General features: G+C 64.6%; 25 protein-coding genes. 6 read left to right on the top strand and 19 right to left on the bottom strand.

Annotated features, from left to right (window positions below; all coding sequences use genetic code 11):
* Positions 1–137 precede the first annotated feature (137 nt).
* The 5 genes from N551_RS0129860 to N551_RS0129840 all read right to left on the bottom strand — a co-directional run bounded on the left by N551_RS0129860 (position 138) and on the right by N551_RS0129840 (position 5449).
* On the bottom strand, positions 138–794 hold the full coding sequence (locus N551_RS0129860) for a hypothetical protein (protein ID WP_027570042.1): 657 nt from the start codon (positions 792–794) through the stop codon (positions 138–140).
* 122 nt (positions 795–916) lie between these two features.
* The gene (locus tag N551_RS0129855) at positions 917–1504 is read right to left on the bottom strand and encodes a GNAT family N-acetyltransferase (protein ID WP_007605081.1); all 588 of its coding nucleotides are present in this window, start codon (positions 1502–1504) and stop codon (positions 917–919) included.
* 40 nt (positions 1505–1544) lie between these two features.
* Complete coding sequence (locus tag N551_RS0129850) at positions 1545–2834, bottom strand: pitrilysin family protein (protein WP_027570041.1); 1290 nt, start codon at positions 2832–2834, stop codon at positions 1545–1547.
* Positions 2831–4249 carry a threonine synthase gene (gene thrC / locus N551_RS0129845; protein WP_027570040.1) on the bottom strand — a complete coding sequence of 473 codons (1419 nt, stop codon included), beginning with the start codon at positions 4247–4249 and terminating at the stop codon, positions 2831–2833. The genes N551_RS0129850 and thrC overlap by 4 nt, the downstream gene beginning before the upstream one ends.
* Before the next feature lie 555 nt (positions 4250–4804).
* Positions 4805–5449: a response regulator transcription factor gene (locus tag N551_RS0129840; protein ID WP_008541266.1), complete on the bottom strand. Its 645-nt coding sequence runs from the start codon at positions 5447–5449 to the stop codon at positions 4805–4807.
* Positions 5450–5534: 85 nt separating this feature from the next.
* Between N551_RS0129840 and N551_RS0129835 the strand changes: the two genes are divergently transcribed.
* The gene (locus N551_RS0129835; protein ID WP_027570039.1) at positions 5535–6875 is read left to right on the top strand and encodes a histidine kinase; all 1341 of its coding nucleotides are present in this window, start codon (positions 5535–5537) and stop codon (positions 6873–6875) included.
* 64 nt (positions 6876–6939) lie between these two features.
* Here the strand turns inward: N551_RS0129835 and N551_RS0129830 are convergent, their stop codons facing one another.
* The 9 genes from N551_RS0129830 to coxB form a co-directional block, all read right to left on the bottom strand.
* Positions 6940–7305 carry a nuclear transport factor 2 family protein gene (locus N551_RS0129830; RefSeq protein ID WP_027570038.1) on the bottom strand — a complete coding sequence of 122 codons (366 nt, stop codon included), beginning with the start codon at positions 7303–7305 and terminating at the stop codon, positions 6940–6942.
* 114 nt (positions 7306–7419) lie between these two features.
* A complete protein-coding gene (locus N551_RS0129825) occupies positions 7420–8172 on the bottom strand; it encodes an SURF1 family protein (RefSeq protein ID WP_027570037.1) in 753 nt (250 codons plus the stop codon).
* Positions 8169–8570 carry a DUF983 domain-containing protein gene (locus N551_RS0129820; RefSeq protein WP_027570036.1) on the bottom strand — a complete coding sequence of 134 codons (402 nt, stop codon included), beginning with the start codon at positions 8568–8570 and terminating at the stop codon, positions 8169–8171. The genes N551_RS0129825 and N551_RS0129820 overlap by 4 nt, the downstream gene beginning before the upstream one ends.
* A gap of 100 nt (positions 8571–8670) precedes the next feature.
* Complete coding sequence (locus N551_RS0129815; RefSeq protein WP_007599437.1) at positions 8671–9567, bottom strand: cytochrome c oxidase subunit 3; 897 nt, start codon at positions 9565–9567, stop codon at positions 8671–8673.
* Positions 9568–9644: 77 nt separating this feature from the next.
* Entirely contained in the window at positions 9645–10295 is a 651-nt protein-coding gene (locus tag N551_RS0129810) for a cytochrome c oxidase assembly protein (protein WP_027570035.1), read from the bottom strand.
* Positions 10296–10300: 5 nt separating this feature from the next.
* A complete protein-coding gene (locus N551_RS0129805; protein WP_007599435.1) occupies positions 10301–10477 on the bottom strand; it encodes a hypothetical protein in 177 nt (58 codons plus the stop codon).
* Positions 10474–11418, bottom strand: a complete 945-nt coding sequence (locus N551_RS0129800) for a heme o synthase (RefSeq protein WP_027570034.1) — start codon at positions 11416–11418, stop codon at positions 10474–10476. Before N551_RS0129800 ends, N551_RS0129805 begins: the two co-directional genes overlap by 4 nt.
* A gap of 60 nt (positions 11419–11478) precedes the next feature.
* Positions 11479–13104 (bottom strand): cytochrome c oxidase subunit I, encoded by a 1626-nt coding sequence (gene ctaD / locus N551_RS0129795; RefSeq protein ID WP_007605061.1) that lies wholly within the window; start codon positions 13102–13104, stop codon positions 11479–11481.
* A gap of 87 nt (positions 13105–13191) precedes the next feature.
* Positions 13192–14031 (bottom strand): cytochrome c oxidase subunit II, encoded by an 840-nt coding sequence (coxB, locus tag N551_RS0129790; RefSeq protein WP_027570033.1) that lies wholly within the window; start codon positions 14029–14031, stop codon positions 13192–13194.
* Between the two features lie 448 nt (positions 14032–14479).
* On the opposite strand from coxB, the gene N551_RS0129785 reads away from it, so the two are divergent.
* The 4 genes from N551_RS0129785 (at position 14480) to N551_RS0129770 (ending at position 17966) form a co-directional block, all read left to right on the top strand.
* The gene (locus tag N551_RS0129785; RefSeq protein WP_027570032.1) at positions 14480–15025 is read left to right on the top strand and encodes an invasion associated locus B family protein; all 546 of its coding nucleotides are present in this window, start codon (positions 14480–14482) and stop codon (positions 15023–15025) included.
* A 119-nt stretch (positions 15026–15144) separates the two neighbouring features.
* Complete coding sequence (gene tldD, locus N551_RS0129780) at positions 15145–16572, top strand: metalloprotease TldD (RefSeq protein ID WP_027570031.1); 1428 nt, start codon at positions 15145–15147, stop codon at positions 16570–16572.
* Positions 16569–17345, top strand: a complete 777-nt coding sequence (gene lepB, locus N551_RS0129775) for a signal peptidase I (protein ID WP_027570030.1) — start codon at positions 16569–16571, stop codon at positions 17343–17345. Before tldD ends, lepB begins: the two co-directional genes overlap by 4 nt.
* A gap of 54 nt (positions 17346–17399) precedes the next feature.
* Positions 17400–17966, top strand: coding sequence for a nucleotidyltransferase family protein (locus N551_RS0129770; protein WP_027570029.1), 567 nt, complete (start codon positions 17400–17402; stop codon positions 17964–17966).
* A 123-nt stretch (positions 17967–18089) separates the two neighbouring features.
* Here N551_RS0129770 and N551_RS0129765 read toward each other — a convergent pair whose 3' ends face one another.
* The 3 genes from N551_RS0129765 to N551_RS0129755 form a co-directional block, all read right to left on the bottom strand.
* Positions 18090–18650 (bottom strand): PAN domain-containing protein, encoded by a 561-nt coding sequence (locus tag N551_RS0129765; RefSeq protein WP_027570028.1) that lies wholly within the window; start codon positions 18648–18650, stop codon positions 18090–18092.
* A gap of 112 nt (positions 18651–18762) precedes the next feature.
* Positions 18763–20133: a glutamate--cysteine ligase gene (locus N551_RS0129760; protein WP_027570027.1), complete on the bottom strand. Its 1371-nt coding sequence runs from the start codon at positions 20131–20133 to the stop codon at positions 18763–18765.
* 99 nt (positions 20134–20232) lie between these two features.
* Positions 20233–20727, bottom strand: coding sequence for a MarR family winged helix-turn-helix transcriptional regulator (locus tag N551_RS0129755; RefSeq protein WP_027570026.1), 495 nt, complete (start codon positions 20725–20727; stop codon positions 20233–20235).
* A 126-nt stretch (positions 20728–20853) separates the two neighbouring features.
* Here N551_RS0129755 and gstA point away from each other — a divergent pair, with 126 nt between their 5' ends.
* On the top strand, positions 20854–21468 hold the full coding sequence (gene gstA, locus N551_RS0129750) for a glutathione transferase GstA (RefSeq protein WP_007605052.1): 615 nt from the start codon (positions 20854–20856) through the stop codon (positions 21466–21468).
* Between the two features lie 59 nt (positions 21469–21527).
* On the opposite strand, the gene N551_RS0129745 is transcribed toward gstA, so the two are convergent.
* Both N551_RS0129745 and N551_RS0129740 read right to left on the bottom strand, forming a co-directional pair.
* Positions 21528–23741, bottom strand: a complete 2214-nt coding sequence (locus N551_RS0129745; protein ID WP_027570025.1) for an FAD-dependent oxidoreductase — start codon at positions 23739–23741, stop codon at positions 21528–21530.
* 18 nt (positions 23742–23759) lie between these two features.
* Positions 23760–24968: an acetyl-CoA C-acetyltransferase gene (locus tag N551_RS0129740; RefSeq protein ID WP_027570024.1), complete on the bottom strand. Its 1209-nt coding sequence runs from the start codon at positions 24966–24968 to the stop codon at positions 23760–23762.
* Positions 24969–24986: the final 18 nt, after the last annotated feature.

The raw sequence follows: 24986 nt of genomic DNA, 5'->3' as shown, positions 1-24986 counted from the left end.
GCTTTTTTGTTTGATAGTTTGCTTTCTCGACGTCATGGCCGGGCTTGTCCCGGCCATCCACTTTCTATTCAGGCGGAGCGAAGGACGTGGATGCCCGGGACAAGCCCGGGCATGACGGTCACTTGCAAAATCATTCGCTACTTCTTCTTCGCCCGCGCCTTCGGCTCGGGTGACAGCGCCTGCGGATCGAAGCCGACATAGAAGATGTAGCTATCGGCGTCCTTGGCCGAAGGCATCGGATAGACCAGATCCTCGGCCACGAAGGTGAAGGGGACGCTGCCGCCCTCCGACATTCCGACCGTGGTCCGGTAGGCCTTGGAAGCGATCACCTTCTCGCCGATGCCGCCATGCACCACGGCGACGCGCAGCGGCACCTCGACGCTCGCCGGCGCGCCGGCGGGACCGGCAATGACGCGGCCCTGGATGCCGATCCGGGCCGTGATGTCGCCGCCATTGCGGGTGCATTCGCGCGCCATCTTGGTGATGGTGGCCTGGAAGCGGATCTCGTTGCCGACGGCCGGTTTGCCGGTGGCACCGACCGCGTAGGTGGAGGCTCCTGCACGCACCGTGACCTGCGGGCAATCAAGATCATCATCAGCCGCCGGCTGTCCCGGTGCAGGCGCCGGCTTGGGTTGGGCCGGCTCGTCCGACTTGCCGCCGAACAAGCCCTTGAATCGATCGGTCAGCGACTGCGCCGCGACTGGCGAGACGGAGACGAGCGCAACTGACAACACCAGCGCGACCGCTGCCCCCCGCCGCAACGCATTCCGCGGTGACCGAAGCTCCTGCACCATCAACACCCAAACTCCATGACGACATCACGGCCGATCACCGGCCGGGCTGCGCCGTTATATCGTCAAAACCGGCGAACCCAAGGCAGCAAACAAGCAGACTTTGGTCACATGGATAAGCGGGCTCAGCCGCGGAAATCCTCGTGCAGCAGGCCGAACAGCAAATGGTCCTGCCAGATCCCGTTGATGCAGAGATACCGGCGCGCCAGCCCCTCGCGGGAGAAACCGCACTTCTCCAGCACCCGGATCGACGGCGCATTGGTCGGGATGCAGGCGGCCTCGACCCGGTGCAGATTGAGCTCGCCGAACAGCGTCGGCAGCAGCACCCGCAGCGCGGCCGTCATGTAGCCGCGCTGGGCGTGGGGCTTCCCAACCCAATAGCCGATGGTGCCGGCCTGGACGATGCCGCGGCGAACATTGGCGAGCGTGATGCCGCCGACCATGGCGCCGTCGAGCTCCCGGAAGATCAGAAAGGGATAGGACCGGTCTGCGGCGATGTCCTCGGAATAGCGGCGCAGGCGACGGCGGAAGCCGGAGCGCGTGAGATCGTCCGACGGCCAGATCGGCTCCCAGGGCGTCAGGTAATCGCGGCTGGACTCGCGCAGATGGGCCCATTGCAGGAAGTCCGACATCTGCGGCGCGCGTAGCAACAGGCCGTTGCCGCGCGGCGCGAGAGCGGCGGGTCCACTGGATGGCAGGCGAAAGAGGGCCATGGTGATGCTTCCCGGGGGCGGATCAACCCGTGCGCGGCTCCTAATGCAGCCGCGCCTTGGCGCGTGCCCGGGTCAATCCTTCCGCAAAAGACACCGCCGTGTCCAGACCCCTGCCACTGCCCAATGCGACAACCGCAGGGCGGCTGCGCGAAAGCAGTGCACGCGCCGCATCCCGGGTCGATTCGACGCTGACGGCGTCGATCCGGGCCACCAGCTCCTCGGCGGTCTGGGGCCGGCCATAGGCCAGCACATGCCGGGCGAGCTGCTCGGCACGAGAGGAGCAGCTCTCCAGCGCCATCAGCAGCCCCGCCTTCATCTGCGCCTTGGCCCGCGCGATCTCGACCTCGGTCAGGGTCTCGACCGAATCATTCATGATGTCGACCACGACCTCCATCATCTCGGGCGCATCGGCCGGATCGGTGCCGGTGTAGAGGCCGAAGAAGCCTGTGTCGGTATAGGGCGCGTGGAACGAGTAGATCGAGTAACAGAGGCCGCGCTTCTCACGCACCTCCTGGAACAGCCGCGACGACATCCCGCCGCCGAGGATGTTGGTGAAGACCTGGAGCGAGAACAGCGACAGATCGGTCTGCGGCACGCCCTCCAGCGCCAGCGTCAGATGCGCCTGCTCGAGTTCGCGATGCACCACCTTGGTACCGCCCTTGCCGAACTGCGCGGCTTGCGGCTTGGGACCCGCAGTCCCCTCAAAACTGGCAAAGCGCTGCTCGACCTCGGCGACCACCTGCTTGTGATCGACCGCCCCGGCGGCCGCCACCACCATGTCCGGCCCACGGTAATGGGTCGACAGATAGTCGCGCAGCGAGTCGCGGCTGAAGGCACGCAAGGTCTTGGCAGTGCCGAGCAGCGAGCGGCCCATCGCCTGGTCGGGATAGCAGAGCTCGTTAAGGTGCTCGAACACGACGTCGTCAGGCGTGTCTTGCGCCGCGCCGATCTCCTGCACGATAACGTTCTTCTCGCGCTCAAGCTCGTCGGGCTCGAAGGCCGGGTTGGCCAGGATGTCGGCGAGCACGTCGAGCGCAAGCGGCACGTCGGCCTTCAGCACCCGCGCATAATAGGACGTGGTCTCGGTCGAGGTGCCGGCGTTGAGGTCGCCGCCGACCGCCTCGATCTCCTCGACGATCTCGCGCGAGGAGCGCTTCGTCGTGCCCTTGAACGCCATATGTTCCAGGAGATGCGAGATGCCGTGCTCGTTGGGCTTCTCGTCGCGCCCGCCGACGCCGGCCCAGACGCCGAGCGCCGCAGTCTCGAGATGGGGCATCTTGTCGGTGACGACAGTCAGGCCGGACGCAAGCTTGGAAATCTCGACGCTCATCCGGCAACTCCCTGTTTCGCGGCGCGGCTGACCGACAGCACGAACCGCTCGACCTCGGCCTGGTCGTTCTTCATCACCTTCATGTGTTCGGATTTGGTCATCAGGCCATCGAGCCAGGCCGGCAGTTGCGGCCGCTGGCCGCAGGCCGCTTCGACCGCGTCGGGGAATTTGGCCGGATGGGCGGTGGACAGCACGATGCTGGGAACCGTCCTGTCCGTGGTGTCGCGGTCGGCGACCGCAAGCGCGACCGCGGTATGGGGATCGACCAGCTCGCCCGCCTCGCGCCAGGCGGCGCGGATCGCGGCCGCGGTCTCGGTCTCGTCGGCCCGGCCTGCGTCGAATCCCTCGCGGATCGCGGCCAGCGTCGCATCGGGCAGCACGAAGCGGCCGGACTGCTTCAGCGAATCCATCAGACGGCGCACGCCGGCAGCATCGCGCCCGCCAGCCTCGAACAGCAGCCGCTCGAAATTCGAGGAGATCTGGATGTCCATCGACGGCGACGCCGTCGCGTGGACCTCGCGCACCTCGTAGATCCCGGTCTTCAGCGTGCGCGCCAGGATGTCGTTGACGTTGGCGGCGATGCCCAGGGTCCGCACCGGAAGACCCATGCGCTTGGCGACATAGCCGGCGAAGATGTCCCCGAAATTGCCGGTCGGCACGACGAAGTCCACCGCGCGCGCGGGTGCACCGGCGGCAACGGCGGAGGTGAAATAATAGACCACTTGGGCGACGATCCGCGCCCAATTGATGGAATTGACGCCCGACAGCGACGTCGCATCGCGGAAGCGATGGTTGTTGAACATTGCCTTCACGAGGGCCTGGCAATCGTCGAAATTGCCCTCAACGGCGAGCGCATGGACGTTGGCCGCGCCCGTCGTCGTCATCATCCGCCGCTGCACCTCGGAGATGCGGCCATGCGGGAACAGCACGATGAGATCGACATTCTCGAGCCCTGCGAACGCGTCGACTGCAGCACCGCCGGTGTCGCCCGAGGTCGCGACCACGATGGTGGTGCGCTGGCCGCGCTTGGCGAGCACGTGGTCCATCAGCCGCGAGATCAGCTGCATCGCCACGTCCTTGAAAGCGAGCGTCGGACCGTGGAACAGCTCCAGCACGAACTGGTGCGGCGCCATCTGGCGCAGCGGCACCACCGCCGGATGGCGGAAAGTGGCGTAGGCCTCGTTCGCCATGCGGCCGAGCTCGGCGTCCGAGATCTCGCCGGCGACGAAGGGGCGGATCACCTCGACCGCGACCTCCCAATAGGGACGACCGAAGAAGCCGGCGATGGCGTCAGTCGAGAGTTGCGGCCAGATGGCCGGCACATACAGGCCGCCGTCGCGGGCGAGCCCGGTCAGCATCACATCGCAGAAGCCGAGTTCGGGGGCCTCGCCCCGGGTCGAGATATAACGAGTCAAACTGCCCTCCAAAGGCCGGCCGAGCCTGGGCTCGATCCGCAAGCCTTTGATTTTACGAAATTACTTGCTAACAGCCAGAGGCTTTGAGCCACCATAAAGTGTTTTGCGGCATCAGGAAACCGCTTCGCGGCTGGGGCCATCCAAGGAAAAGGCTGCCAACAAAAAGGGCTGCGGCAATGCCGCAGCCCTCTCTTGGAAGGTCTGTCGTTGTGTGCAGACCGGTTTGGCCTCTTGGGGTCACCGACCCGCAAAAACTGTTCGCGCAAGCTTTCGTCGGCTGTCACGACATCGTCAAGGGACAAAACGGGTTGTGTGAGAAAATGTTCCTGTTTTTCCCGACAGGTTTCGGCCCGGACAAGCATTCGCCAGCGGTCGTACGTCACGCATTGCCGTTATATCCCGAATGACCGGACAGTTCAGGAACGAACGACGGCTGCGCTCATTGTGTCGGCGGATGGTGTCGGCGCTATCCATGCATTGCCCGGCTGAGCGCCGAGACCGGTCCGCCCGCCGAACCGGCAGCATCCTGGAGCAGCCGGTTCGGCGCCCCGGGCGTCAGTTCATCCCGATTTCCACCGCGATCCGGATCAGGTCGGAATGGTTCTTGGCACCGAGCTTCTGCTTGAGCAGGGAGGTGGTGTTGGCGACGGTCTTGTAAGAGATACCGAGCGCCTCGGCGACCTCGACGATCTTGTCGCCTCGCCCCAGCAGGCGGAGAATCTCGAGCTCCCGCGGCGTCATCTGCGAGGCGGGATTGGCCTTGATCGCCGCGCCGGAAAACGTCACGGCTTCCGCGAGCTGCGGTGAGATGAAATTGTCGCCCGCAACGACCTTGCGCACCGCCTTGAGCAGGATCCGGGGATCGTCGCCCTTGGAGACGTAGCCCTGCGCGCCCAGCTCGACCGCCCGCACCACGAAGGCCGGATCGTCGTTCATGCTGAACATGATGATCTTGGCGTCGGGATCGTCCTTGCGAATGCGCCGCATCAGTTCAAAGCCGGAGACGTCCGGCAGGCTGATGTCGATCACAGTGACGTCGGGCCGCTTGCTGACATAGGCGCGATGCCCGGATTTGGCGTCGGTCGCCTCGTCGATCCGGATCGAATGGTCGGAGGCGAACAGGGTGCGGCAACCGGACAGGACCACGGGATGGTCGTCAACAATCAGGACGCGGGTCGCCGGCTTGGCAGTATCTTGCATTGTAACTCTCTAGTTTTTTGACTCATAAACCGACGGGAACAAATGGAAAGAGCAAATCCGACCGATGCGCGTTAGAATTGACCTAATGTGGCAACGCCTCTCGTTCCGAACCCAACTGTTTCTGCCGCTCGGCCTGAGCTTCCTCGCCGCGCTGATCATGAGCGGCGTGCTGCTCCAGATCTTCGCGACCGACCAATTGGCGGACGAGAACGAGCCGGGGCGGCGTTCGATCCAGACCGTTGCCGCCGCGCTCAACAACGCCCTGCGCACCTCGAACAATCCGCGGCAGACGCTCGACGCCTTTGTCCATTCTCTGGACAACTCCTCTGATATCCAATTCCGTGCCGCGGAGATGGGTCCCGCGTCCTCAGCGAGGGACGGTCCGCGCAAGCCGCATGGCGTCCCGCAATGGTTTGTCGACCTGCTCACCATTCCGGACATGGAGGCGGCAGCTCCGGTGACGATCGGCGACAAGCGTGTCGGCGATCTCGTCTTCCGGCCGGACCTGTCGGCCGACCTGTTCGAGAAATGGATCGGCTTTCTCGCGCTGACCAGCCTCGTTGCCGTGCTGATGGTGCTCACCGGCACCATTGCCTATGTTTTCGCGGGATCGGCCCTGCGCCCGCTGCAAGATCTCGGCGCAGGCCTCACGCGGCTACGGCGCGGCGACTACGCAACGCTGATCCCGGTCGGAGGACCGCCGGAAATCCGGCAAAGCTGCGAGGAGGCCAATGCGCTGGCCGAAACGCTCGCGCAATTGAGCCAGGACAATCGCGACCTGCTGCACCGCCTGGTGTCGCTCCAGGACGACGAGCGGCGCGATCTTGCGCGCGAACTGCACGACGAACTCGGTCCGCTGCTGTTCAGCATCCGCGCCGGCACGATCGCATTGGTTGATGCCTCGCCCCCGGCGGGAAATCCCGGCAGTTCGGCGCAGGATGTGTTGCAATCGGTCGAGGCGCTCCAGCAGACCAACCGCCGCATCCTCGACCGGTTGCGACCGCTCTACATCGAGGAATTGGGTCTGGAGACCACCGTGCAGACGCTGCTCCGGAATTTCCGCAAGCAGGCGCCGTCACTCGACCTGACGGACACGATCGATCCGGATCTCAACGCGATCGACGGGCCGCTGGCTCAAACCGTCTATCGCGTGATTCAGGAGGCGCTGACCAACGTGTTGCGTCATGCCGGCGCCAGCAATGCCCATGTGCAGGCGACCTTCGCCGGCGAGGCGGTTGTCATCGAGATTTCCGATGACGGCGGCGGCTTCCCCGAAGGCAATTTGTTCGGTCGCGGCCTGACCGGCATGCATGAGCGCGTGCGCGCACTCAGCGGATCGCTGTCACTGCTGCGCGTGGACGACCGGACCTATGTGCGCTGCCGCCTTCCCGCCGGACCGGCGCGCGAGGCGCCGGTCACCGGCTAGCGTTTTCGCGAGGTGGATACCGGTTCGCGTGAAGAAAACGCGTCAAAACAAGAATCTGGAGTCTCTAGCAAGCACAGCCAAGCTGCGCGCTCTGTCGCGCCGGTTCGCACAGCGTGGCGCGGATCTTGCCGTCCGGGCTGAAGCAAAACGAGGCGCGAATGCGCAGCGCGCCGGCGACGGAATATTCGAGATCGATGCCGTGGGGCGCAGGATGGATTTCCTCCAGCCCGAAACCGGCCGACGAGAAAGCGCTGAGCCGCGGCTGCCAATAGGCTTCGAGCTCGCTCCGGCCGCGATAGTGCTGTGTGCCGTTGCACGTGCATTCGACCTGGGCATCGTCCGCATAGAGGTCGAGAAGCGTCGCGAGGTCGCCTTTCCTGCAGGCATCCACCCAGTCGACGACAATTCCCATCTGGTCGAAATCGCTCACGCTGCAATCCTGTCTGCCGCGAAAAAACGATGGCGGCTTAGGACCACACTCGTGAATGTGCGCTGAATGGTAAACCCCGGGCGATACCGGGTTCCCTAGGTGGATCTACGGAGCTCAGCCCCGCCGCCGCCCTCTTGCCCACACGGCGAAGGCGATGAGCACGGCGCCTGCAAGCGTGAACCAGGTGATGGCGTATTGCAGGTGATCGTCCTTGAGATGCACGTCGAGCGGTCCCGGCCGCGGAATGCCGTTCTCGGGCGCCGGCTGCTCAAGGTCGACATAGAACGGCGCAACCGCGCCCCAGCCCAGCGCGCTCGCGATCGCCACGTGATCGCGCACGAACCACAGCCGCTTGTCGCGGTTCTCCGCCGGAGTCAGCCAGCCAGGCGCCTCGGGAAAGCGCAGATAACCGGTGAACGAGACCTCCTGCCCCGTGACGAGCTTCTTGACCGCGCGATCCTCGACGCTGCGATCCTGCATGGTGTTTTCGACGAAGCCCGCATCGATCACCACCGTCTCGCCGCTCGGCAGCCGCGCCGGCAGGAACGCCCAGGTGCCGGGGCCCGACGCGTCCTTGCGCACGGCGGAGCCGGGGGAATAGACCATCGCGTCGGGCAAGGGCGCGTAGGTCGCGGTAAAGCTGACGCGGCGGAATTCATCGCGCGCGGGACTTAGCGCGGCCCATCGTGCCGGCGGCGGCAGAGCGACCGGTGCCTCCGCGAGGCGCTCGGTCAGTGCGGCGATCAGCTCGTGCTTGGCGATGCGGCGCTGCAATTGCCAGACACCGAGCACGATACAGACCGCGGTCAGGAATAGCGTGAACAGCGCGAAGCCGGCCACGCGGGGCTTGCGCGCGGTCTCGTTCATTTCGCGCGGTCGACCAGCCGGCCCGGCGCCGCCTTATGGTGGAATTGCAGCGCGATCAGCAGCGACTTCATCGCGCGCAACGGCAGCAGGGTCGTCGCGAGAATCAGCGGCAGCCACAACACCGCGTGCAGCCAGTACGGCGGCTGGTACTTGACTTCGACGACGAGCGCGCAGCCGACCACGATCGCGCCGGCCAGCATGATGATGAAGATCGCCGGACCGTCACCGGAATCGATGAAGGCATAGTCGAGGCCGCAACGCTCGCAGGACGGCGCTAGCGTCAGGAAGCCCGCATAGAGCTTGCCCTGGCCGCAGCGCGGGCATTTGCAGGCAAGCCCGCGCAGCGCGCTCTGCAGGACGGTGGCTTGCGGCTCGGACGTATCGGCGGCTTCGTTCATGATGACAGGGTCTATCACAGTTTCTGCCGAAACCCCTGCGCGCAAAAAAGCAAAAGGGCGGCCCCGGAGGCCGCCCTTTCTCGATCCGAAGTCAGCCCGCTTAGTGCGCGCCGTGGGCCATGGTCTCGGCGCCGTGTCCCCAGACATAGATGCAGAGGAACAGGAACAGCCAGACCACGTCGACGAAGTGCCAGTACCAGGCGGCGAACTCGAAGCCGAGATGCTGGGTCGGCGTGAAGTGGCCGGCATAGGCGCGGAACAGGCACACCAGCAGGAAGATGGTGCCGACCAGCACATGGAAACCGTGGAAGCCGGTCGCCATGAAGAAGGTCGCGCCATAGACGTTGCCGCCGAAGGAGAAGGCCGCGTGGCTGTACTCATAGGCCTGCACGCAGGTGAAGAGCGCGCCAAGCACGACGGTGAGGATCAGGCCATACTTCAGGCCCTGGCGATCGTTCTCGAGCAGCGCATGGTGGGCCCAGGTCACCGTGGTGCCGGAGGTGAGCAGGATCAGCGTGTTCAGGAGCGGAAGATGCCAGGGATCGAAGGTCTCGATGCCGTGCGGCGGCCAGGTGCCCGGCACGGCGCAGGCGCCGGCCGCCGTCCCGAGACCACAGCCGAACACCGCATCGCGGGTGGCGTGGACGGCGTCGGCCGGGAAGAGCGCCGCGTTGAAATAGGCCCAGAACCAGGCGACGAAGAACATCACCTCCGAGGCGATGAACAGGATCATGCCGTAGCGGTGATGCAGCTGCACCACGCGGGTGTGATCACCCTTGTACTGGGCTTCCCTGATCACATCGCCCCACCAGCTCGCCATGGTGTAGAGCACACCGACGGTGCCGACACCGAAGATGATCGGCGCAGCCGAGAACATGTGGTGCATCCAGGTGATCGCGCCGACCGCCATGATGAAGGCGGAGATGGAGCCGACGACGGGCCATGGCGAGGGATCGACCAGGTGGTAGTCGTGATGCTTGGTGTGCGCCGTTGCCATTTGCGGTCTCGCTCCTCAATCCCGTGCCTGTCAGGCACTTATCCCCTTATTCCAACCCCGGCGCGTGAGCCCGAAGATCAGAGATTTCCCTTGCGTTTGTCGTCTTCGCTGGCCGCGAGCGGCTTCACCACCGGATCTTTCACCGGATAGAACGTGTAGGACAGCGTGATCGTGTTGAGACCGTCGTTCTCGTGGTCGTCGGCAATCGACGGATCGACGTAGAACACGACCGGCATCTCGCGCTTCTCGCCGGGCGCCATGGTCTGCTCGGTGAAGCAGAAGCAGTTGATCTTCTGGAAATAGGATCCGACCGTCAGCGGCGCGACATTGTAGGCGGCCTGGCCTGCAGTGGTCCGCGCGGCCTGGTTGGTCACCGTGTAAAAGACGGTCACGACCTGGCCGATATTGACCTCGATCTCGCTCTGCTCCGGTTCGAACTTCCAGGGCAGGCCGGGCGCAACGTTGGAATCGAAACGCACCGCGATCTTCCGTGCGATCGGGCCGCTGGCCGGCGCCGAGGTCGCGACCTGGGTCGTGCCGTTGAAGCCGGTGGCGCGGCAGAACCAGTTGTAGAACGGCACCGCCGCGTAGGAGGCGCCGACCATCAGCGCGACCACGCCGCCACAGATCGAGGCGACCACCACGTCGCGGCCAAGCCCCTTGGCAGACCTGCGGCCTTTGGTGGCCGTCCGGCTCTGATCCCGCGATATGGTCGGCTTCTGATCCATGTTTCCTACATCGGCCGGACGAGCACGGCCGGCCCCTTGACCATGGTCACGGCGAAGAACAGCACCACGAGCACGCCGAGCGCGAGCGCGATCGCGATCGAGCGCTGACGACGGCTCTTCTTCTGCGCCTCGGTGAGGACGATTCCATCTATCTCGGGTTTGTCGGCCATTCCTGCGATCATGCGCCCCCTACCATCGGCGCAAGCGCCCGGAACACGACCTCGGCCAGCAAGGTCGCAAACAGCGCAAACAGATAAAGGATGGAGAACGCGAACAGCTTGCGGGTCGCCCGCAGCGATTGGCTGCGCTCGCGACGGACATAGACATTGATGGCGAACGCCAGCATGCCGGCGCCGAGGATCAGCGAGACGATGCCGTAGATGGCGTCGAAATAGCCGAGCGCCCAGGGCGCAGCCGCGACTGCGATCAGCACGATGGTATAGAGCAGGATCTGAAGCCGCGTCGCGTCGGGACCGGCGACGTTGGGCAGCATCGGAATGCCGGCGCGCGCGTAGTCGTCGGAGCGGAACAGCGCCAGCGCCCAGAAGTGCGGCGGGGTCCAGAAGAAGATGATGGCGAACAGCAGCAGCGGCTCGACGTCGACCGTGCCTGTGACCGCGGCCCAGGCCACCACCGGCGGCAGCGCGCCGGCGGCACCGCCGATCACGATGTTCTGCGCGGTCCAGCGCTTCAGGCCGATCGTGTAGATCACGACGTAGAAGAAGATGGTGAAGGCGAGCAGCGCGCCCGCGATCCAGTTGACGAGGATGCCGAGCGTCATCACCGAGAAGAAGGCGAGCGTCATGCCGAAGGTCATCGCCTCGGGACGGGTGATGCGGCCGCGCGGAATCGGCCGGTTCGCCGTGCGCGACATCTTGGCGTCGATGTCGCCTTCGAGCGCCATGTTGAGCGCCCCGGACGCGCCGGCGCCGACGGCGATGCAGAGCAGCGAGGTGAAGGCCAGCACCGGGTGGAAATGCCCGGGTGCCATCGCCATTCCGACCAGCGCGGTGAAGATCACCAGCGACATCACCCGCGGCTTCAGGAGCGCGATGTAATCGCCAACCTCCGCTTCGGAGATGCGGGGATTGATGTCGACGGCATTGTGGTCGAGGACGGACACTAGATTGACTCGCTTCTTTGTCGAGCCGCGGCGCCCGTCACGGGCGCCGCGAGCGTTGGCTTACTGCACGCGGGGCAGCACTTCGAACTGGTGGAAGGGCGGCGGCGAGGGCAGCGTCCATTCCAGCGTGGTCGCACCTGCACCCCACGGATTGTCGCCAGCCGGCACCTTCTTCGCGAAGGCGTCGATCACGCAATAGAGGAAGATCAACACGCCGAAGCCGGAGATGTAGGAGCCGACCGACGAGACCAGGTTCCAGCCAGCGAACGCGTCGGGATAATCGACATAGCGCCGCGGCATGCCCGACAGACCGAGGAAGTGCTGCGGGAAGAACACCAGGTTCACGCCGATGAAGGTGACCCAGAAGTGCGCCTTGGCGAGCCCTTCATTGTACATATAGCCCGACATCTTCGGGAACCAGTAGTACCAGCCGGCGAAGATTCCGAACACCGCGCCGAGGGAGAGCACGTAGTGGAAGTGCGCGACGACGTAGTAGGTCTCCTGCAGCACGCGGTCGACGCCGGCATTCGCCAGCACCACGCCAGTGACGCCGCCGACGGTGAACAGGAAGATGAACCCCACCGCCCAGATCATCGGCGCGCGGAACTCGATCGAGCCGCCCCACATCGTGGCGATCCACGAGAAGATCTTCACGCCGGTCGGGACCGCGATGACCATCGTGGCGGCGACGAAATAGGCCTGCGTCGCCGAGGACATGCCGACCGTGTACATGTGGTGCGCCCACACCACGAAGCCGATGCCGCCGATCGCGACCATGGCGTAGGCCATGCCGAGATAGCCGAACACGGGCTTGCGCGAGAAGGTCGAGACGATCTGGCTGACCATGCCGAAGGCGGGCAGGATCAGGATGTACACTTCGGGGTGACCGAAGAACCAGAACAGATGCTGGAACAGCACGGGATCGCCGCCGCCTTCGGGGTTGAAGAACGTCGTGCCGAAATTGCGGTCAGTGAGCAGCATCGTGATCGCACCGGCGAGCACCGGCAGCGACAACAGCAGCAGGAACACCGTCACCAGGATCGACCACACGAACAGCGGCATCTTGTGCAGGGTCATGCCCGGCGCGCGCATGTTGAAGATGGTGGTGATGAAGTTGATAGCGCCGAGGATCGACGAGGCGCCCGCCAGATGCAGCGACAGGATCGCGAAGTCGACGGCCGGGCCCGGATGGCCCGAGCTCGACAGCGGCGCGTACATGGTCCAGCCGGCGCCGACGCCGTTGGCGCCCGGCTCGCCCTCGACGAAGGTCGACATCAGCAGGAGCGCGAACGACGCCGGCAGCAGCCAGAACGAGATGTTGTTCATGCGCGGGAACGCCATGTCGGGCGCGCCGATCATCAGCGGCACGAACCAGTTGCCGAAGCCGCCGATCATCGCAGGCATGACCATGAAGAAGATCATGATCAGACCATGGGAGGTCACGAACACATTGTAGGTGTGCGTCTCGTGGAAGATCTGCACGCCCGGATACATCAGCTCGGCACGGATCGCGATCGACATCGCGGCGCCGATGACGCCGGCGATGACCGCGAAGATCAGGTACATCGTGCCGATGTCCTTGTGGTTGGTCGAATAGACGTAGCGCCGCCATCCGGTCGGATGGGCGTGCTCGTCATGTCCGTGGTCTTGCGCGTGATCGCCGTGTGCCGCTGCGCTCGTTGCCATTTTCTAATCCTGCCTTGCGTCCCGATCGGACCTCTGGAGGTCCCGCCTTATGTCGCTTTCAGTTTCCTCGAACCCTTCGCCCGGCGCTTACTCCGTCGGGCCGGCCGTGGAGGCGTAGGTGCTGGTGCCGCCGCTCGCGTATTTCTTCTTCGCGGTCTCGACCCAGGAGGCGAACTCCTGGTCGCTCACCACGCGGATGGCGATCGGCATGAAGGCGTGGTCCTTGCCGCACAATTCCGAGCACTGGCCGTAGAACATGCCGGTCTTGGTGGCCTTGAACCAGGTCTCGTTGAGCCGACCCGGAATGGCGTCGATCTTGACGCCGAAGGCCGGCAGAGCAAAGGCATGAATCACGTCGGCCCCGGTCACCTGAACCCGGACCACCTTGTTGACGGGCACCACCATCTCGTTGTCGACGCCGAGCAGACGGGGCTGCTTGTCCTGGGCCATCAGCGAGTCGAACTCGAACTTGCCGTTATCCGGATAGGCGTAGGACCAGTACCACTGCTTGCCGGTCGCCTTGATGGTCAGATCCGCTTTCGGCACGTCGAGCTCGAGGAACAGGAGGCGGAACGACGGCACCGAGATACCGACCAGAATCAGCACCGGAACGAGCGTCCACGCCACCTCGATCAGCGTGTTGTGCGTGGTCCGCGACGGCACCGGATTGGCTCTCGCGTTGAACTTCACGACCACGATCACGAGCAGCGCCAGAACGAACAGCGTGATCAGCGTGATCAGCACGAACAGGAAATTGTGGAACCAGACGATGTTGTCCATCACCGGGGACGCGGACTGCTGAAGCGTCCACTCCCACGCAGCCGGTTGCCCGAGCTCGGCAAATGCCGCGCCGCCCGTCGCCAGCGTCAGACCCGCCACGGCCAATCCCAGCAAGTGCCGGCCCACCGGGCCCATCGACATCTTCATGCCGTTCGCGCTCCCCTAACGAAATCACCCCAAGTGCATTCCCCTATTTTCGGGAAACGCTTTATTCGATCCCCCCGTCTGACAAACCGCCGCGCAAGAATACCTCTAAGAGGAATTGGGGCCAGATCGCTAGAACGCCGAAATCAAGCCTCTCAAACCATAATTCTTGATCTATCGCAATGCAGTCTTGAGCCTCGTCTGTCAGCCATCACCCGCAAGATATTTCCTAGTAACATCAGACAAAATTACCATTTCCCGGGATGCTGCGGCTTGACAGCGGAATTGCCCGCGGTAGGCACTGGCAGACAGCCGCACAGGAACCTGATTCGTGCGGGCGACGGCGGCCGTGGCGGCGTGGAATTTGCTTGCGAATCGCCTTCAAGACGCCGTCATTCCCGTATCAGTCCGCCCGGCGCGAGCGACCCAGGCGAGCAGAGGGACCGACCCGATGGGGTTTTCGAGATCCATGGCAAGGCGAGCTAAAAGCCAGGCTGGCAGCCTCACGATGCTGATTGCCCTGCTGGCGGCGGCCATCGTCCTGGCGCTTCCGGGCCTCGCCCATGCGCAGGGCGCGGTGCGCTCCGTCCATGGCGACTGGCAGATCCGCTGCGACACCCCCCCGGGCGCCCAGTCCGAGCAATGCGCCCTGATCCAGAGTGTGGTGGCCGAAGACCGCTCCAACGCCGGCCTGACCGTGATCGTTCTCAAGACCGCCGACCAGAAGAGCCGCCTGATGCGGGTTGTCGCCCCTCTCGGCGTTCTCCTGCCCTCCGGCCTCGGCCTCAAGCTCGACAACCAGGACGTCGGCCGTGCCGGCTTTGTCCGCTGCCTGCCCAATGGCTGCGTCGCCGAGGTCGTCATGGACGACAAGCTGCTCGGCCAGCTCCGCACCGCCAAGACCGCGACCTTCATCATCTTCGAGACCCCGGAAGAAGGCATCGGCTTCCCGCTCAGCCTGAACGGGCTCGGCGAGGGATACGACAAGCTGCCGTAGGGGTGAAGGGCGGTTAGACCCGCGAATCCTATTGTTTCCGTAATGTGAGACTTGGCGCCCTCGCGGAACTGCCGGGAAACCATTATCTTGCCTCACATCCCCCGATAATGGACGGACGCATGACCAACCCTGCCACAACCTCCCTGCTCGACCGCGCCAATCTCGACCGCGACCAGGTTCGCAACGAGCTCGCGCGCGGGCTTGCCGGTGCCGACGACGGCGAATTGTTCCTGGAATACAGCCAGACCGAAGCGCTGATGTTCGACAATGGACGGCTGAAGCAGGCGACCTACGACACCTCGCAGGGTTTTGGCCTGCGCGCCGTCAAGGACGACGCCGTCGGCTATGCGCATTCCTCCGACGTGTCGCTGCCGGCGCTGATTCGCGCTGCGGACGCGGTCGCGGCGGTGCGCGGTGGTTATTCCGGCAGCTTCGCCGCGCCTCCAGCGCATACCAACGTGCGGCTTTATAGTGACGACAATCCGCTCGATGCCCCCGGCTTCGAGACCAAGGTCAAGCTGCTCGCCGAGATCGACGCCTATCTGCGCGACAAGGATCCGCGGGTGCGGCAGGTCAGCGTCAGCCTGGGCGCGACCTGGCAGGTGGTCGAGATCCTGCGGCCCGACGGCGAGAGCTATCGCGACATCCGCCCGCTCGTGCGCGTCAACGTCTCCGTCGTCGCCGGTCAGGGCGACCGCCAGGAGAGCGGCAGCAAGGGCTATGGCGGCCGCGCCGGCTACGCCGAATTCATCGAAAGCAAGAATTGGCGCGACGCCGCCGATGGCGCGCTGCGCGAGGCCCTGGTCAATCTGGAATCGGTTCCCGCCCCCGCCGGCGAGATGGACGTCGTGCTCGGGGCCGGCTGGCCCGGCGTAATGCTGCATGAGGCGGTCGGCCATGGCCTCGAAGGCGACTTCAACCGCAAGAAGACGTCTGCGTTTGCCGGCCTGATGGGCCAGCAGGTCGCGGCCAAGGGCGTCACCGTGGTCGACGACGGCACCATTGCCTCGCGCCGCGGCTCGCTGTCGATCGACGACGAGGGCACGCCGACCAACCGCACCGTGCTGATCGAGGACGGCGTCCTGGTCGGCTACATGCAGGACCGCCAGAACGCGCGGCTGATGAACATGAAGCCGACCGGCAACGGCCGCCGCCAGGGCTATGCCCATGTGCCGATGCCGCGCATGACCAACACCTACATGCTCGCGGGCGACCGCGATCCGGCCGAGATCCTCGCTTCGGTGAAGAACGGCGTCTTCGCCGCGAATTTCGGCGGCGGCCAGGTCGACATCACCTCGGGCAAATACGTGTTTCAGTGCACCGAGGCCTACAAGATCGAGAACGGCAAGATCGGTGCGCCCTTGAAGGGCGCCATGCTGATCGGCAACGGGCCGACCGACCTGCATCGCATCCGCATGATCGGCAACGACCTCGCGCTCGATACCGGCATCGGCACCTGCGGCAAGAACGGTCAGGGCGTGCCGGTCGGCGTCGGCCAGCCGTCGCTGTTGATGGAACGCATTACGGTGGGTGGAACAGGCGGATGAGTGTCGAGAAGATAACTGTCACCACCAAGCGGAAGAGCAGCGGCTGGGCAGGCCACCTCGTGCAGCTCGCCGGCATCGTCGCCGCGGTGTTCATCGCCAAGGGCGCGCTGGCCGAGCCGTTCTACGTGCCGTCGGGCTCGATGGAGCCGACGCTGTTGATCGGCGACGCCTTGATCGCCTCGAAATTCCCCTACGGCTACGGCACCTCGTCGCTGCCGATCCAGATCAACCTGCCCGAGAGCGGCCGCGTGTTCGCGGAGACACCGAAGCAGGGCGACGTCGTGGTCTTCCGCTGGCCCGGCGACCGCTCGCAGGCCTGGGTCAAGCGCGTCGTGGGTCTGCCCGGCGACCGCATCCAGCTGCGCCAGGGCCAGCTCTTCGTCAACGACCGCCCCGCCGAGCTGAAGCCGGACGGCGTTGGCGCCGCCGAGGACGACAATGGCGGCAGCGAACCCGCCTATCGCTATGTCGAGACACTGCCGAACGGCGTCTCGCATTTGATCTTCAAGATGCGCGACAACGGTCCGCTCGACAATACGCAGGAAGTGACGGTGCCGGCTGGCCATCTCTTCGTGCTCGGCGACAACCGCGACAACTCCGCCGACAGCCGCGTGCCCTTGCGCTCCGGCGGCGTCGGCATGCTGCCGATCGACAATCTGGTCGGCCGCGCGGATGCCGTGCTCGGATCCTGGGATCTCGGCATCCGGGGCCAGCCGGTGTGGACCTGGCTGTCCGGATTTCGCATGGCACGGTTTTTCACCGCCGTGCATTGAAGGCCGGAATGTCTTCACTCCTCTCCCGCACGCGGGAGAGGGAGCGCAACAGTAATGATCCGCGACGAATTTCTGGCTCTCGCCCTGCGAAATCCGTTCAACGCAGCGATCCTCAATGAAATCCATCGTCTCGCAGTGCCGGATGCGTGGCTCGTCGCGGGTTGCCTGGTGCAGACGGTGTGGAACGTGCTCACGGGCCGCCCGATCGATCACGGCATCGTCGATTATGACGTGTTCTATTTCGATTCCGACACCGCATGGGAGGCGGAAGACGCGGTGATCCGCAAGCTGCACGCGCCGCTCGCGCATCTCGGCGCCAAGGTCGAAATCCGCAACCAGGCGCGCGTGCACGTTTGGTATCCCGGCAAGCACGGTCTGCCCTATCCGCCCTTGATGCGCGCGACCGACGGTATCGACCGCTTCCTCACGGAGAATACGCAGGTGGGCATCCGCCCTGCCGGCGGGGATTTCGACGTCTACGCGCCGCACGGGTTCGACGACGTCGCGAAGCTGATCGTGCGACCCAATCGGGCGCCGAATTTTTCCGCCGCCAATTACGCGGCGAAGGCGGCACGCTGGAAGACGCTGTGGCCCGAGATCACGGTGATCGCGGCCGAGTGAGGTGTCGCTTTACCCTCCTCGTCATTGCGAGGAGCGAAGCGACGAAGCAACCCAGACTGCCGCCGCGGAAGCAATTTTGGATTGCTTCGCTACGCTCGCAATGACGGCGGTGAGAGCTGCATGCTACCGCACCACGCCCGACGTGAACCCTGCCTTCCGCCGCGGCGGCTTGATTTCCTTTTTCAGGAAGCAGCGCGCTTCGCGTCCGGTGTAGCCGGGGCGGGCATAGGTGAAGGCGCGGCATTTGTTGTCGGCGGTGCAGGCGGCCTTGCAGGCTTCTTCGCCTTCGCCGTCCTTCATCTCGAAATTGCGCAAATCGCCGCCGGGGCGGTCGATCGAGGTCTCCACGCCTTCGACACGCGGCTCGATCACGCCGGCACCGCGCACACCGGAGATGCAGCAGCTTCCCGGCACGCGCGCAGGCACCGTGTTCTTCAGCCAGCACACCGCCGAGCCGCCTTCGACGTCAGGATAGCTGAAGCTCCACGAGCGGCAACGGCGGTCGCGCTCGCACAGCAGTGCGCAATCCTCGGGATCGCCCGACGTGACGGGGGTGCTGAAATAGTCTCCGCCTGGCCGATCGAACGCCGTCTGGGCGCGCGCAGGCCAGCTCGCAAACGCGAGCGAAAGCAGCGCGGCGCAGGCCACGACGCTTGCCATGACGGCCAGGCGGCCCTTCCCCATCGGAACAGCTTTCGAGTTATTGACGACGCTCGGGTTTTTCAGCCGGCCATTTGATCGCCGCAAACCTGTACGGGCGATGAACGGCTCGAGTCCCGACCGTTGGGACCTTGGTCTAGAACGCGTATTCCGCGTACGCCGGTTCCACCGAGCCGTTCCACGGGCCCTTGAACTTGTCGAGCATCTCCTCAGCTGGCGTGCGGCCGGAATCGATGATGCGGTCAAGCGGCTCCAGATGCCTGGTCTCGTCGCGGCCGAGCTGGTCGATCCGGCCGCGCCGGCGCAAGCCGGCATGTGCCAAAGCGAGGCACTCCTTGGCGATCTCGAACAGATAGCGGTCCTTGATCCGCGACTTGAAGCCGAAGCGCGGCACGTCGTCGCGCAGGGCCTGACGCTCATGCGCGTTCCACTGCTTTACCAGGTCCCAGGCGGCATCCAGCGACACATCGTCGTAGAGCAGCCCGGCCCAGAACGCCGATAGCGCCGGCAGTCGGCCCCATGGGCCACCATCAGAGCCGCGCATCTCGAGATAGCGCTTGAGCCGCACCTCCGGGAAAATCGTCGAAAGATGGTTGGCCCAATCCGACAACGTCGGACGTTCCCCGGGCAAATTGTTGTTGCGGCCATCGAAGAAGGCGCGGAACGAGGAGCCCGAGACGTCGATGTAGTCCTCGTCGCGTTTGACGAAATACATGGGCACGTCGAGCGCGTAGTCGACATAGCGCTCGAAGCCCATGCCATCCTCGAATGCCCAAGGCATCATGCCGGCACGCGCGTTGTCGGTGTCGCGCCAGATCTCGGACCGGAAGGAGAGGAAGCCATTCGGCTTGCCCTCGGTAAACGGCGAGTTGGCGAACAAGGCGGTTGCGGCTGGCTGGAGCGCGAGCGAGACACGCAGCTTCTTGACCATGTCGGCTTCGGAGGAGAAGTCGAGATTGGTCTGGACCGTGCAGGTCCGGTACATCATGTCGAGGCCGTACTGGCCGACCTTCGGCATGTAATTGGTCATGATCTTGTAGCGGCCCTTGGGCATCACCGGGATGTCGGCGCGCGACCAGGACGGCGTCATGCCGAGCCCGAGAAAGCCGATGCCGAGCGGCGTCGCGATCTCGCGCACCTGCGCCAGATGCGCCATCAGCTCACTCTGGGTCTGGTGCACGTTCTCGACCGGGGCGCCCGAAAGCTCGAACTGCCCGCCGGGCTCCAGCGAAATCGCGCCGCCGCCGGTGACGTCGTAGAGGCCGATGATGTTACCCTTCTCCATGATCGGCTCCCAGCCGAGCAGGAGTTTCATGCCTTCGAGCAGCGCGCCGATACCGCGCGGGCCTTCGTAGGGCACCGGGCGGTGGCCTTCGAGCGTGAACGGCGTCTTCTCATGCTCGGTGCCCATGCGGAATTCGGACGGGTCCTTGCAGCCTTCCTCGAACCACTTGACGAGCTCGTCACGCGATTGCAACGGCGTCATATCGATCTGGTCTCGCGCCATATCAGACTCTAATCAAAAGCGCTTCGATCGAACGCGCGTGGGTGACAGGGATGGTCCGCGCAGCCACCGGCTGCACGGACGAGTTGGTGTGCCGCGCGCTCATCGCGACGGCGTGGTTTCGTTGACGTGGGCAGGCGGCAGTTTCATCTCGCCGCACGAGCAGCCGAGACGGTCGAGCAGACCGCTGAGCTTCACGGCATCCGCATCGGACAGTTTCGAACCGACATATTTCTCGATCGCGGCCGAATAGGCGCCCCACATCCGCTTCTGCAATTCGCGGCCGGCTTCCGTGATCTCCACGAATTGGCCGCGCTTGTCGATCTTGCATTCACGCCGCGAGGCGAGGCCTTCGTCGACCAGACGGTCGATCAGCCGCGATGTCGAATATTGCGGGATCAGCATCTGCCGTTCGAGTTCGACCGGCCGGAGCTCGCCCGAGGGCGCCCGTGACAGTTCGAGCAGCGCGTCATACCATGCCAACGGCGGGAAGCCGGCCTTCTTCAGGTCCTGCTCGACGCAATTGAGCACGCGGCTCTGCACCCGCATCAAGCGGATCCAGGCGGAAGTCGCCTCGGTCGATGGTTTGCGTTTCATGGTCCCGCTCAAGCTCGTCGCCCGTCTCTTACCCTATTCGATGCACCTGCATCAATCTTGACTATTTCAAGCAGATGCATGTAGTCGTTCTTTCGCCTGAGCCAAGCAACAAGAGGAGGAAATTCCATGAAATTGTACTATTCGCCCGGTGCCTGCTCGCTATCCCCCCATATCGCGCTCCTGGAGGCCGGCCTGCCCTATGAACTGGTCAAGGTCGATATCCGGGCCAAGAAGCTCGAAAACGGTGAGGATTATCTGAAGCTGAACCCCAAGGGCCAGGTCCCTGCGCTGGGCCTCGATAGCGGAGAGATCGTGACCGAAGGCCCGGTGATTGTCCAGATGATCGCCGATCAGGCCTCTGCCAAGGCGCTGGCGCCGGCCCACGGCAGCGCCGAGCGCTACAAGCTGCTCGAATGGCTGAACTTCCTCACCTCGGAGGTCCACAAGAGCTTCGGCCCGATGTTCGCGCCGGCGCTGAACGACGAGGCCAAGGCCTTCTTCAAGGACCGCGTCATGGGCAAGCTGAAATACATCGATAGCCAGCTCGCCGGCCGCGACTACCTCATGGGCAAGCAGTTCACGGTGGCCGACGGCTATCTCTTCACGATGCTGACCTGGGGCGACCGGATGAAGTTCGACCTCTCGGCGATGCCGAACCTTGCCGCGTACAAGACCCGCGTCGCGGCGCGGCCGCAGGTGCAGGAAGCGATGAAGAAGGAAGGGCTGATTCAGGCTGCCTGAGCGCACATGCGAAAGGCCGGATGGAGATCCGGCCTTTCGTATTTTTCATCCCGGCTAAATCACGCGGCCGCCTTCTTCGGCGCGAAGCGGCCGTAGAAGGTTTCTCCCTTCGCAGCCATCTCCTCGAGGAGCTTCGGCGGGGTGAAGCGCGAGCCGTATTTCGCTTCCAGCTTGTGGCAAAGCTCGACGAACTTCTTGGGACCCATGAAGTCGATGTAGGACAGCGTGCCACCGGTGAACGGCGCGAAGCCGAAGCCGAGGATCGAGCCGACATCCGCCTCGCGCGGATCGGTGATGACGTGGTCCTCCACCGTGCGCGCGGCTTCCACCGCCTGCACCACCAGGAAGCGCTGCTTCAGCTCCTCGACGTCGAGCGTATCTGGGTCGAGCTGCTTGGGCTGCAGCGCGGACAAGCCCGGCCACAGGCTCTTCTGACCCTTGCCCTTCTCGGGGTAGTCGTAAAACCCCTTGCTGTTCTTGCGGCCCAGACGGCCCTGCTTCTCGACCAGCTCGACCATCAGCTTCTTCTGATCGGGATTGATGGCGTTGGGGCCGAGGTCGGCTTCCGTCGCCTTCATGATCCTGAGCCCGAGGTCGAGCGCGACCTCGTCCGACAGCGAGAGCGGGCCGACCGGCATGCCGGCCATCTTGGCGCAGTTCTCGATCATCGCCGGCGGCACGCCTTCGAGGAACATCTCGTTGCCTTCGGCGACGTAGCGGCCGACGCAGCGATTGGCGAAGAAGCCTCTGGAGTCGTTGACGACGATCGGCGTCTTGCCGATCTGCCGGACGTAATCGAGCGCGGTCGCGACCGCGAGATCGCCGGTGTTCTTGCCCTGGATGATCTCGACCAGCATCATCTTCTCGACGGGCGAGAAGAAGTGGATGCCGACAAACCTGCCCTGGTCCTTGAAGGATTCCGCCAGCGAGGTGATCGGAAGCGTCGAGGTGTTGGACGCGAAGATAACGTCCGGCTTCATATGCTCTTGCGCCTTGGCAAAGGTATCGGCCTTGACCTTGCGGTCCTCGAACACGGCTTCGATGACGAGATCGACGTCCTTCAATGCGGAATAGTCCGCGGTCGGCGTGATGCGCGCGAGCAGGGCTTCTGCGTCGCCGGGCTTGGCGCGGCCCTTCTTGATCTGCTCCTCGATCACCTTTTGCGCATGCGCCTTGCCCTTGTCGGCGCTCTCCTGGTCGCGATCGATCAGGACGACGTCGAGGCCGGCACGGGCCGAGACATAGCCGACGCTCGCACCCATGAAGCCGGCGCCGATCACGGCGATCTTCTTTACCTTGGTCGGCGGCACATCCTTCGGACGGCGCGCACCCTTGTTCAATTCCTGCATCGACAGGAACAGGCTGCGGATCATCGCCGCCGCTTCCTTCGAGCGCAGCACCGAGGTGAAGTAGCGCGATTCCACGCGCAATGCGGCGTCGATCGGCAGCTGCAGGCCCTCATAGACGCAGCTCATGATCGCGCGTGCGGCCGGATAATTGTCGTAGGTCTCGCGGCGATAGATCGCGTTGCCGGCGGGGAACATCATCATGCCGGCCTTGGAGAACACCGGGCCGCCCGGCAGCTTGAATCCCTTCTCGTCCCAGGGCGCGACGGCCTTGCCGCCGCCCTTGATCCAGTCCTTTGCCGCCTTGATGAGATCGGCGGCGGGAACGACGGCGTGAATCAGATTCAGCGCCTTGGCTTTCTCGATCGTGACCGGATCGCCCTTGAGCAGGATCGTCATCGCGTCCTGCGGCGGCACCAGGCGCGGCACGCGCTGCGTGCCGCCGGCGCCCGGGAACAGGCCAACCTTGACCTCGGGCAGGCCGAGGCGGGTCTTGGGATTCTCCGCCGCCACGCGATAGTGGCAGCACAGCGTGATCTCGAAACCGCCGCCGAGCGCGAGGCCGTTGATCGCCGCCGCCCACGGCTTGCCGGAGGTCTCGATGGAGCGCAGCACCTGCGAGAAGCGCCGGCTCTGCTCGAACAGCATCTGGTTCGCCGCGGTCTCGCCCTGCTCCTTGAAGACCTTTGCGTAGGCCTGGTTCATGCCTTCGAGCATGGAAAGATCGGCACCCGCGCAGAACGCTTCCTTGGCGGAGGTGATGACGACACCCTTCACCGCGGCGTCGGCCGTGGTCGCCTTGACGATCGCGTCGAGCTCGTTGGTCGAGGTCTCGTCGAGCACGTTCATCGAACGGCCCGGGATATCCCAGGTGACCAGTGCGATGCCGTCGGAATCGGTCTCAACCTTGAAATTCTTGTAAGCCATGCTGGTTGCTCCCTACCCTTAGACGCGTTCGATGATGGTCGCGGTGCCCATGCCGCCGCCGATGCACAGCGTCACCAGTGCGGTCGCCTTGTTGGTGCGCTCGAGCTCGTCGAGCACGGTCCCGAGGATCATGGCACCGGTCGCGCCGAGCGGATGGCCGAGCGCGATCGCGCCGCCATTGACGTTGATCTTGGCGTTGTCGATGTCGAAGGCCTGGATGTAGCGCAGCACGACGGAGGCGAAAGCCTCGTTGAGCTCGAACAGGTCAATGTCCGACTTCTTCATGCCGGAGCGCGCGAACAGCTTTTCGGTGACGTCGACCGGACCGGTCAGCATCATCGCCGGCTCGGACCCGATATTGGCGAACGCGCGGATCCTCGCGCGCGGCTTCAGGCCGTACTTGCCGCCGGCTTCCTTGCTGCCGAGCAGGACCGCGCCGGCACCATCGACGATGCCCGACGAATTGCCGGCGTGGTGCACGTAATTGACGCGTTCGATTTCCGGATGCGACTGCACCGCGACGCCGTCGAAGCCGCCCATCTGTGCCATCATCGTGAACGCCGGCTGCAGCTGCGCCAGCGACTGCATCGTCGTCGACGGACGCATATGCTCGTCCTTGGCGAGGATGGTGAGGCCGTTGATGTCCTTCACCGGGACGACCGACTTGTCGAAGCGGCCTTCATCCCAGGACTTCGCCGCACGCTGTTGGCTCTGCACCGCATAGGCATCGACGTCGTCACGCGAGAAGCCGTATTTGGTCGCGATCAGATCGGCCGAGACACCCTGCGGCATGAAATAGGCCGGCACTGCCATCGACGGGTCCATCGGCCAAGCGCCGCCGGAAGCACCGATGCCGACGCGGCTCATCGATTCGGCGCCGCCGCCGATCACGAGCTCGTGCTGGCCGCTCATCACCTGGGCTGCGGCAAAATTCACGGCATCGAGGCCGGAGGCGCAGAAGCGGCTGATCTGCACGCCCGGTACCGCTTCGCCGAGGCCCGCCTTCAGCGCGGCGAAGCGCGCAATGTCGGAGCCGGCTTCGCCGACGGGATCGACCACGCCGAGAATGACGTCATCGACGGAATCTTCCGGCAGGTTGTTGCGGTCCTTGAGCGCCTTGAGCGGCACGGTCGCGAGCGCGAGCGCGGTGACTTCGTGCAGCGCGCCGTCCGCCTTGCCGCGGCCGCGCGGGGTGCGGACGTGGTCGTAGATGAATGCCTCAGGCATGACGCCCTCCTGATGTGA

It is taken from the genome of Bradyrhizobium sp. URHA0013, assembly GCF_000518345.1.
In the GTDB taxonomy this organism is placed as follows: domain Bacteria; phylum Pseudomonadota; class Alphaproteobacteria; order Rhizobiales; family Xanthobacteraceae; genus Bradyrhizobium.
The sequence above is the reverse complement of the archived record's forward strand: the minus strand, read 5'-3'. Positions and strand labels throughout refer to the sequence as shown.

Coding starts and splice junctions, on each gene's coding strand:
- N551_RS0129860 (WP_027570042.1), bottom strand. CDS start 794: ATGGTGCAGGAGCTTCGGTCACCGCGGAATGCGTTGCGGCGGGGGGCA.
- N551_RS0129855 (WP_007605081.1), bottom strand. CDS start 1,504: ATGGCCCTCTTTCGCCTGCCATCCAGTGGACCCGCCGCTCTCGCGCCG.
- N551_RS0129850 (WP_027570041.1), bottom strand. CDS start 2,834: ATGAGCGTCGAGATTTCCAAGCTTGCGTCCGGCCTGACTGTCGTCACC.
- N551_RS0129840 (WP_008541266.1), bottom strand. CDS start 5,449: ATGCAAGATACTGCCAAGCCGGCGACCCGCGTCCTGATTGTTGACGAC.
- N551_RS0129835 (WP_027570039.1), top strand. CDS start 5,535: ATGTGGCAACGCCTCTCGTTCCGAACCCAACTGTTTCTGCCGCTCGGC.
- N551_RS0129825 (WP_027570037.1), bottom strand. CDS start 8,172: ATGAACGAGACCGCGCGCAAGCCCCGCGTGGCCGGCTTCGCGCTGTTC.
- N551_RS0129820 (WP_027570036.1), bottom strand. CDS start 8,570: ATGAACGAAGCCGCCGATACGTCCGAGCCGCAAGCCACCGTCCTGCAG.
- N551_RS0129815 (WP_007599437.1), bottom strand. CDS start 9,567: ATGGCAACGGCGCACACCAAGCATCACGACTACCACCTGGTCGATCCC.
- N551_RS0129810 (WP_027570035.1), bottom strand. CDS start 10,295: ATGGATCAGAAGCCGACCATATCGCGGGATCAGAGCCGGACGGCCACC.
- N551_RS0129805 (WP_007599435.1), bottom strand. CDS start 10,477: ATGATCGCAGGAATGGCCGACAAACCCGAGATAGATGGAATCGTCCTC.
- ctaD (WP_007605061.1), bottom strand. CDS start 13,104: ATGGCAACGAGCGCAGCGGCACACGGCGATCACGCGCAAGACCACGGA.
- coxB (WP_027570033.1), bottom strand. CDS start 14,031: ATGAAGATGTCGATGGGCCCGGTGGGCCGGCACTTGCTGGGATTGGCC.
- N551_RS0129785 (WP_027570032.1), top strand. CDS start 14,480: ATGGGGTTTTCGAGATCCATGGCAAGGCGAGCTAAAAGCCAGGCTGGC.
- tldD (WP_027570031.1), top strand. CDS start 15,145: ATGACCAACCCTGCCACAACCTCCCTGCTCGACCGCGCCAATCTCGAC.
- lepB (WP_027570030.1), top strand. CDS start 16,569: ATGAGTGTCGAGAAGATAACTGTCACCACCAAGCGGAAGAGCAGCGGC.
- N551_RS0129770 (WP_027570029.1), top strand. CDS start 17,400: ATGATCCGCGACGAATTTCTGGCTCTCGCCCTGCGAAATCCGTTCAAC.
- N551_RS0129765 (WP_027570028.1), bottom strand. CDS start 18,650: ATGGGGAAGGGCCGCCTGGCCGTCATGGCAAGCGTCGTGGCCTGCGCC.
- N551_RS0129760 (WP_027570027.1), bottom strand. CDS start 20,133: ATGGCGCGAGACCAGATCGATATGACGCCGTTGCAATCGCGTGACGAG.
- N551_RS0129755 (WP_027570026.1), bottom strand. CDS start 20,727: ATGAAACGCAAACCATCGACCGAGGCGACTTCCGCCTGGATCCGCTTG.
- gstA (WP_007605052.1), top strand. CDS start 20,854: ATGAAATTGTACTATTCGCCCGGTGCCTGCTCGCTATCCCCCCATATC.
- N551_RS0129745 (WP_027570025.1), bottom strand. CDS start 23,741: ATGGCTTACAAGAATTTCAAGGTTGAGACCGATTCCGACGGCATCGCA.
- N551_RS0129740 (WP_027570024.1), bottom strand. CDS start 24,968: ATGCCTGAGGCATTCATCTACGACCACGTCCGCACCCCGCGCGGCCGC.